Below are 7063 nucleotides of genomic sequence, written 5' to 3'. Positions count from 1 at the left end.
AACTATTAGGTTTTTGATTAAACGTGATATTTCCACTGGTTACAGTCGGCAGGAACGCATAAATAGCAATGGCCAAGAAGGTCGGACTGATCGCCATGAAATGACCTTACTTGTTCTATGCTCTTCTGTTTGTCTCTTTTTCAATCCCACCATTTTTGTGGGCGGGTGACGGCAGTTGTATTTTGAATGCCAGGTTTAGTCAGGTTGCATAAAAAATAACGACTAGCTGAATGCTCTAGTCGTCAGAGATAGGTTATGATTCTTTAAGGTATGAATGTTTGTGAAAAAGAGTGAAAAAAATAAAAAAAATCTCCCCCTGAGGGGAAATTTTTTTTAGGACGCCGACCTTTTCATGATGAGGATGCCGAATTCCTCTAGTTAGGATGACAAGTGCTCTTTTTAGTATATGTTGATGCGTATATGTGGTGTGGATTTTTCTGAAATAAAAAGCAATCTGACGTTTTAAATCTGATTGCTTTTTATAAAAACGAAATTTATGGAGGTTGGTGAGTATTAACGATGGGGTTTCAATACTCACTCCAATATATGTGAGTTTGCTGAAGAGTGATCATTGAAAGATCGAGGTTATAAAAAATAATGATTTTGGTTAGAATTTTAATGGGGAACCTCCAACGCCAACGTTTCCGTGTGCGAAAAGGTCTTTAGGAGCCGGCACTTTGCTGACTCCTTTTTTGTTTGATTAAAATCAAATATTAAAAGCACCCTGAACATAAGCAGGATGCTTTTAATATTTGCGGGCTTTTTTTTATAACTTATGGCTGTTTTGGATTTTTTATTAAGAAAAACATTTTATGTTATTGGTTCTTAATGGGGAAAAGCAATCTGATTGTAAAATCAAATTGCTTTTTTATGAAACGAAGATTGATAATGGGGAGATCAAAATTCTTGTTATCATATGCTAGAATGTGGAAGAGTGATCATTGAAAGATTGATGTTATAAAAAATAGTCTATTTGGTTAGAATTTAAATGGGGGACCTTTCCTTCATGTCTGCAAGTAAAGAAAGATAAGATTGGGTTTATTTTTGAGGAGCTAGTATATTACTGGCTTCTTTTTTGTTTTTGGGTTTTTGGTTTTTAAAAAGATGGCGGTTTCGCCAGATTTTTAGGCGATTTTGACGGAGTCAGAATCGTGTCTTTTCTTATCTTGATACATATAGAAACACTGTCATTTTGAAAAAGTGCGATAAATCCAGTCGTGTCAAGGCTTTAAAGACATTTTGACAGCACAAAACTCCATCTGCTATTATTAAGGTGTCGAATCTTAAATAATAGAATGCTAGATAACTAGCGTCAGAAGGAGTTTTTTTATGTGTAATACATACAATTTTGGTGATTTCAATTCAGATTATACCATCCTTGAGGACAAAACCGCAACAGGAAAAAAGCGGGATTGGCGAGGAAAAAAGATGAAATCGTCACTTATTTCTGCTCATTATGAGGCGTTGGAAAAGCGCACTGGCTCTCCTTATTTTCTGAAAAAAGCTGAAAAAGTCTGTGATTGTGCGGAATATCTTGTGTTTAAGAGAGACAGAAAAACGGGCAAGTTAAAGCTAGCTCAAGCCTATTTTTGTAAAGTGAGGTTATGCTCTATGTGTGCGTGGCGAAGGTCGTTAAAAATTGCGAGTCATAATAAATTGATCGTCGAAGAAGCAAACAGACAATATAAGCCCGCATGGATATTTCTTACGTTGACAGTGAAAAATGTTGAGGGCGATGATTTAAAACAAACGATTACTGATATGATGCAAGGCTTTAGAAAGCTGTTTCAATACAAAAAAGTGAAAACTGGAACACTTGGTTTTTTCAGAGCTTTAGAAATTACAAAAAATCATGAAGAGAATACATATCATCCTCATTTTCATGTATTAATTCCAGTGAAAAGAAGTTATTTCACAGGTAAAAGCTATATCAAACAAGCAGAGTGGACAAGCTTTTGGAAACGTGCAATGAAATTGGATTATACACCAATCGTACACGTGCAGCGTGTCAAAGGAAAAAAGGGAATCGATGCGGAAGCAATTGAAAAAGAAGTGCGTAAAGAAATGGAAGAGCAAAAAGCCATTTTAGAGATTTCAAAGTATCCAGTGAAAGACACTGATGTGATACGTGGAAATGAAGTGACCGAGGAAAATTTGGATACGGTTTATTATTTGGATGATGCACTCAATGCTAGGCGGTTGATCGGCTACGGCGGGATCTTGAAAGATATTCATAAGGAACTGAATTTGACGGATGCGGAAGATGGAGATCTGATCAGAATTGAAGAAGATGATGATGAAGTGGCGAATGAGACATTTGAAGTCATGGCTCATTGGCATGTTGGGATCAAGAATTACATAATCACATAGAAAGCAGACCTATCATGGGTCTGCTTTCTTTATGTCAATATGGCAGGTGAAATTTCTTTTTTGATTGCGGTGTCCGCAAGCGTTTTAAAAACTTTTACAATTAAGGTATTTTTAGCAAATATTATGTTACGTTTTATTTCAAATAACTTTTGGGAGAGTGAAAGTTTATGAAAAAGTCTATTGTTGTTTTGGTAACCATTGGCTATATAATTTGAAATAATATTATTACTATTTTAACCTTTAAAGTAATTTTAAGGTTAAAATATCTCATTTAATGGTAGCATGGGTTTTGTTGAAGAAAAGAGGATGGAGTGATTAAAGTGAAGAAGAAATTCATATCATTTTTCTTATTGGTTTCACTAAGTGTTTTTGGAATTTCTGCTATTGCGCCTAGTTATGCTAGTGCTGCGGAAGCAAATCGTGAAAGTGTTGGTAACATAGGTAAAACAAATACATCTACCCTTCCTGTTGGAAATGATCCAACAATGAGTACAAAAGGAATTCCTTTTGGTAAACAAATTCTAGTCAAAGCATTAAGAGTAGGTGGCCCAGCTTTAGGGACTTTAATAAAGAAAATTCCTCATAAGTGGGCTCAAAAAGCTGGTGATGCTTGTAGTAAATGGTCACATAAAGCAGCTGATGTAATTGATCAGTTAACATCTTTCGGTGAAGCTAAAGTTACTGCGGCTTTAATGGCAGCTGGAATTCCTCCAGGTGACGCGCAATTAATCGCTAAAGTTGTTGTTTTCTTTTTGGTATAGATATTGAATATATTAATATTAAAGAAGAGAGTGAATAATATTATTCACTCTCTTCTTTAATATTTTTATAAGGAGAGATCAGGATTGGATTTGTTTGTAATTACTATGTTAATTTATTTATTTTTCTTTTCGTTGTTTTTCTTTTTTATGTATAGAGGCGAAAAAAGGGAAGCTGAAGAGAATAAAACAAATGAGGGATATGTGTTTTCCACATTTGTTGGTGCACTTTTGTTGTCTTTAATTCCTACAGCAGTAATTATGTTTATAGTTTTGATTGCTACAGGATCAATAAGTGTAATCGTTAAGTCATTAGGGTTAAATGTAGATTTCACTCAAATTATCATTGTGAGTTTAGCGTTAGTTTGTTATTCATTTACTCTTGACAATATATTTATTACAGTTGCAAAACATATAATGGGAGACAATATACTAAAGACTATTTTCGTTTCACTTTTTAGATTCTTATTTGTTTTCTTTGTTGGTGTTATATGTTCAATTGGTATTGCAGATAGTATCAAAATTTCTATCGGTTTAACTTTAGTTTGTTTTTTATTAGAATTTATTTCTACTGATAGACCTAAAGCATAGTTTTTAATAAATGTACGATTGGTGAATACTGATTTTTTTGTTTGAGCTGTTTTTTGCTAAATTTGAAGGTATGGCACGTTGGCAAGTTGGTATTGAAAATTACATAACAAATTAAAAAAGCAGGCTTATTTAGTCTGCTTTTTTGGTATGTCGTCTAATTCAAAACTTTTTCATGACACGCTTGACGGAAATCGAAAGATTTTAGCACTCACACAGGCGTGTGTATAAGTGCGCCATTTCATGGATAGTTTATCTCCAAAATTGCCACCACTTTTTTTGTTGAATAGCTACAAGTTGCTTTTTGGATTCTTGTATTTCCCTTATTGATTCCATTAGCATTTTATCTCGTTCTTCGAGTTTGGTATTTATGTATTCTTGTTGTTCTTGTTGCTTGTTTTCTATAATCGCAACATGTTTTCGCAATTCAGCAATCTCTTCTTTTTGATTACCAATAACTTGTATAGCTGCGTTCATTTGCTCGATTGCTATTTGAAGCTGTAAAGCGTAGTGATTTGGCTCGTTTTTTGATTGCTGTTGCGCTGTTGCGGTTGTTGTTGCGGTTACTTCTTCAAATTCAGTATTTCTTGCAATCATGCGGGATAAGCCCTCTTCGATGTCAGTTGCGGTTAGGTTGCGTTTGAACCCTTCCGCAATGAATCGCAACACTTCGATGGTCTCGGGTTTATAGCGTTTTTTTCTCCCTTCACCAACAGATGGAATATAATTTTCAAACCGATCTCTATAAAATCTTGCCGTGGATTCAGCAAGGTTTAATTGTTTTGCGATCTGTGTCATGGTTAATAATTTTTTTTCCAAATGAATCCCTCCCGATTTAGGGAATGGAATGTAAATTCCTTTTGATATAATTAGATATAAGTTTAAGAAATGCCTCTTTTAACTTTGTTTGAAAAGGAGAGCTATGTTACCAAACGAAAGGTAACGTTTTGCAAAAAAATCAGTCGCAACAAGGGTTCAATCATGGTGAATTAAGTTCGTGTTTGTTTTGTGTTGTTTCGGAAAAGTGTGCACACAAAAGGAGCGTTACTGTTTAAAAAATGGAGTGAAAAACATATGGCATGAGTCAACGGTAAGCGGAACGAAGTGAGCATTAAGGAGTTGACTCATTCACGAGACCCAAAGCCTATTGATTCAAACAAACCCCGTTTGTTTGCGCCCGCCGAAGGGGCATCCCCCGAAGATCGGGGGTAGGGGGTTTGAATATTTGCGATCCAACGGGCTGACCGTTGGCGGGTTTGGGCAGAGCCCGAAAAGAGTCACTAGGGAACCAGTGCCCACTTATGCACCTAAATAGGTGCTGTGGGTTTTCTCTCCGTTGAAAGCAGAATGCCAGGCATTGTACCGTTGGGAATTTTGGAAGAAGAATGGTATAATAGATTACTATCCTAATCCTTGTTAGTTTGGCGAAGGTGCGAAGCGAAAAGGCGGCGACAGTCGCCTGAGTGGCAACGAAAAGCGGAGCACCGAGAGCCAAACTAGAACCCCCCCATGCTAACAGGGGGGTACTACGGACAAAGAAAACTGTCAAAAATCAGTCATATCAATGGATTGAGCCGTTTTCGTTTTGAAACGATTTTAATTTGATGATAAGATGCATGATTAAATACATAAAAATACCGAGGCTGTAATTCTAAATGCCTCTGAGAGCGTTCAGATTCGATTCTGAGCGCTTTTATTTTTGTTCAGATATAAAAAGATGCAAACAAAGAAAAAACGCCTTATAGGGCGTTTAAATGTTTTTATGTTGGTCCTATTCCTTTTTCATAACAACTCATACGCCTACTACACCTCTTTCAGCGATTTTCTGATCTGTTTGAGTGTTTGAATAGATAGATGCTCCAGTGATCAATAGTGCCAGTATGGATAAGCTAACAATCCATTTCATGTTGGAAATACAGCCTTTTCAGCAATTTGTTGATCGTGATGAGTGCTTGAATAAACAGTTACTCCAGTGATCAATAGAGCTAGTATAGATAAGCTGACAATCCATTTCATTCTAACGCCTCCGTCATTTTTATGATTTCGTCTTTTGCAACAAGTGCTTGTTCATAATATTTAACGGCTTGCGTGATATTTCCTTTATTTTTCAAGTGATTGCCTATTTCTCGTGACAATTCGGCTATATCTGTCCATAGTCTTTTTTTCTCTAGGTACTTCATGGCGTGGTGAATATTGTTTATGTGACTATTGTTGTAAAGTGCATCTATTATCATGAGTTTTGCTCTGTATTCATCTTCGTTATTTTCCTCGGCTAGATTCCATGCTTTTTTGTACCAGACAAGAGCTTTATCAGTTTTTTCACTTTTAAAACAGACTTTGCTAAGCATGTAATATGTGCGGATGGTGTTCAATGATTCCCTGTGTTCTGGTATATCAATTGCTTTTAGTAAATGGCTTTCAGCTTGTAATAGATCACCACGTTTTTCATAACTGATACCGATATTGTAATGAGCTAAACTTTTGGTGTATGAATCCCCGATTTCATCTGATTTTTTAATGATGGTTGAATAATGTTGATCAGCTTTTTTATAACTCATTAATTCCATTTTGTTATGTGCTATTACCATTTCGCATTGGAGTTGTCTTGATATATATTGATCGTTGGATTTGAAGGAATTGAGTGCTTTTTCTGCGTGACTAAGTGAAAAGAAGTGCTGATCGATTTGGTAATAGACTATGGCAATTTTGTAGTGGAATTCGGCGTGTTCAATTTCGTCGGGGATTTTCTTTAGCTTATCTTCGGCAATTTTGTAAAAGTTGATCGCATCAATGTAATTCTTGTTGTGAAACTCAAATTGTCCGTTGAAAAAGTAAAAGTAGTATTGAATCATGTCGTCCGTCTTTTGAATATCTTCTTTTTTGATGGTTGTACGACTTTTGATTTTTAGTCGCTGCGCATCATCTATCAAAAGATTGTTTCTAAAATCCAAAAGGTTGAAATACAGGAGCAGGTCTTGATTTTGTTCCATGTGTGGAAGTATTCTTTTAATCTGTTCTTTTAACTGTATTGCTTCGTCTACTTTTCTTTTTTTAATTACCCCGTACCATTCATTCATCATGTTGGCGACTTCTTCGTATGCAATTGTTTTGGCCATCATCATCCCCACCCTTTTGCCTGTCGTAAATGTTTCTCTTTATCTTACAGATTTAGTAAATATTTAGAAAGTGAGAAATTCCCCAACAAAACCGATTCTTTTTACTTGTGTGCATGTGAATATGGATGCTGACAGCAATGACTTTTGGATGTACAGCTAGGGAGAATATGACCTGTTTTTTGCATGTTGTCATTGAAAATATCGGGTACAGTCACTTGGAAATAACACGTG

General features: G+C 35.7%; 5 protein-coding genes. 3 read left to right on the top strand and 2 right to left on the bottom strand.

What is annotated here, in order from left to right; genetic code table 11:
- Window positions 1-1329: 1329 nt before the first annotated feature.
- The 3 genes from MHI33_RS21945 to MHI33_RS21935 all read left to right on the top strand — a co-directional run bounded on the left by MHI33_RS21945 (window position 1330) and on the right by MHI33_RS21935 (window position 3719).
- Window positions 1330-2370 (top strand): protein rep, encoded by a 1041-nt coding sequence (locus MHI33_RS21945; RefSeq protein ID WP_340913957.1) that lies wholly within the window; start codon window positions 1330-1332, stop codon window positions 2368-2370.
- A 311-nt stretch (window positions 2371-2681) separates the two neighbouring features.
- Entirely contained in the window at window positions 2682-3131 is a 450-nt protein-coding gene (locus tag MHI33_RS21940) for a hypothetical protein (RefSeq protein ID WP_340913956.1), read from the top strand.
- A gap of 84 nt (window positions 3132-3215) precedes the next feature.
- On the top strand, window positions 3216-3719 hold the full coding sequence (locus tag MHI33_RS21935; RefSeq protein ID WP_216927889.1) for a hypothetical protein: 504 nt from the start codon (window positions 3216-3218) through the stop codon (window positions 3717-3719).
- A 249-nt stretch (window positions 3720-3968) separates the two neighbouring features.
- Here the strand turns inward: MHI33_RS21935 and MHI33_RS21930 are convergent, their stop codons facing one another.
- Window positions 3969-4535 carry a DUF3967 domain-containing protein gene (locus MHI33_RS21930; protein WP_216927890.1) on the bottom strand — a complete coding sequence of 189 codons (567 nt, stop codon included), beginning with the start codon at window positions 4533-4535 and terminating at the stop codon, window positions 3969-3971.
- Window positions 4536-5728: 1193 nt separating this feature from the next.
- On the bottom strand, window positions 5729-6832 hold the full coding sequence (locus tag MHI33_RS21925; protein WP_216927891.1) for a Rap family tetratricopeptide repeat protein: 1104 nt from the start codon (window positions 6830-6832) through the stop codon (window positions 5729-5731).
- Window positions 6833-7063: the final 231 nt, after the last annotated feature.

Origin of the sequence: Bacillus sp. FSL K6-2971 (assembly GCF_038006405.1) — a bacterium.
GTDB classification, from domain to species: domain Bacteria; phylum Bacillota; class Bacilli; order Bacillales; family Bacillaceae; genus Bacillus; species Bacillus pumilus.
Note: the sequence above shows the minus strand (reverse complement) of the source record. Positions and strands in the feature narration are given on the sequence as shown.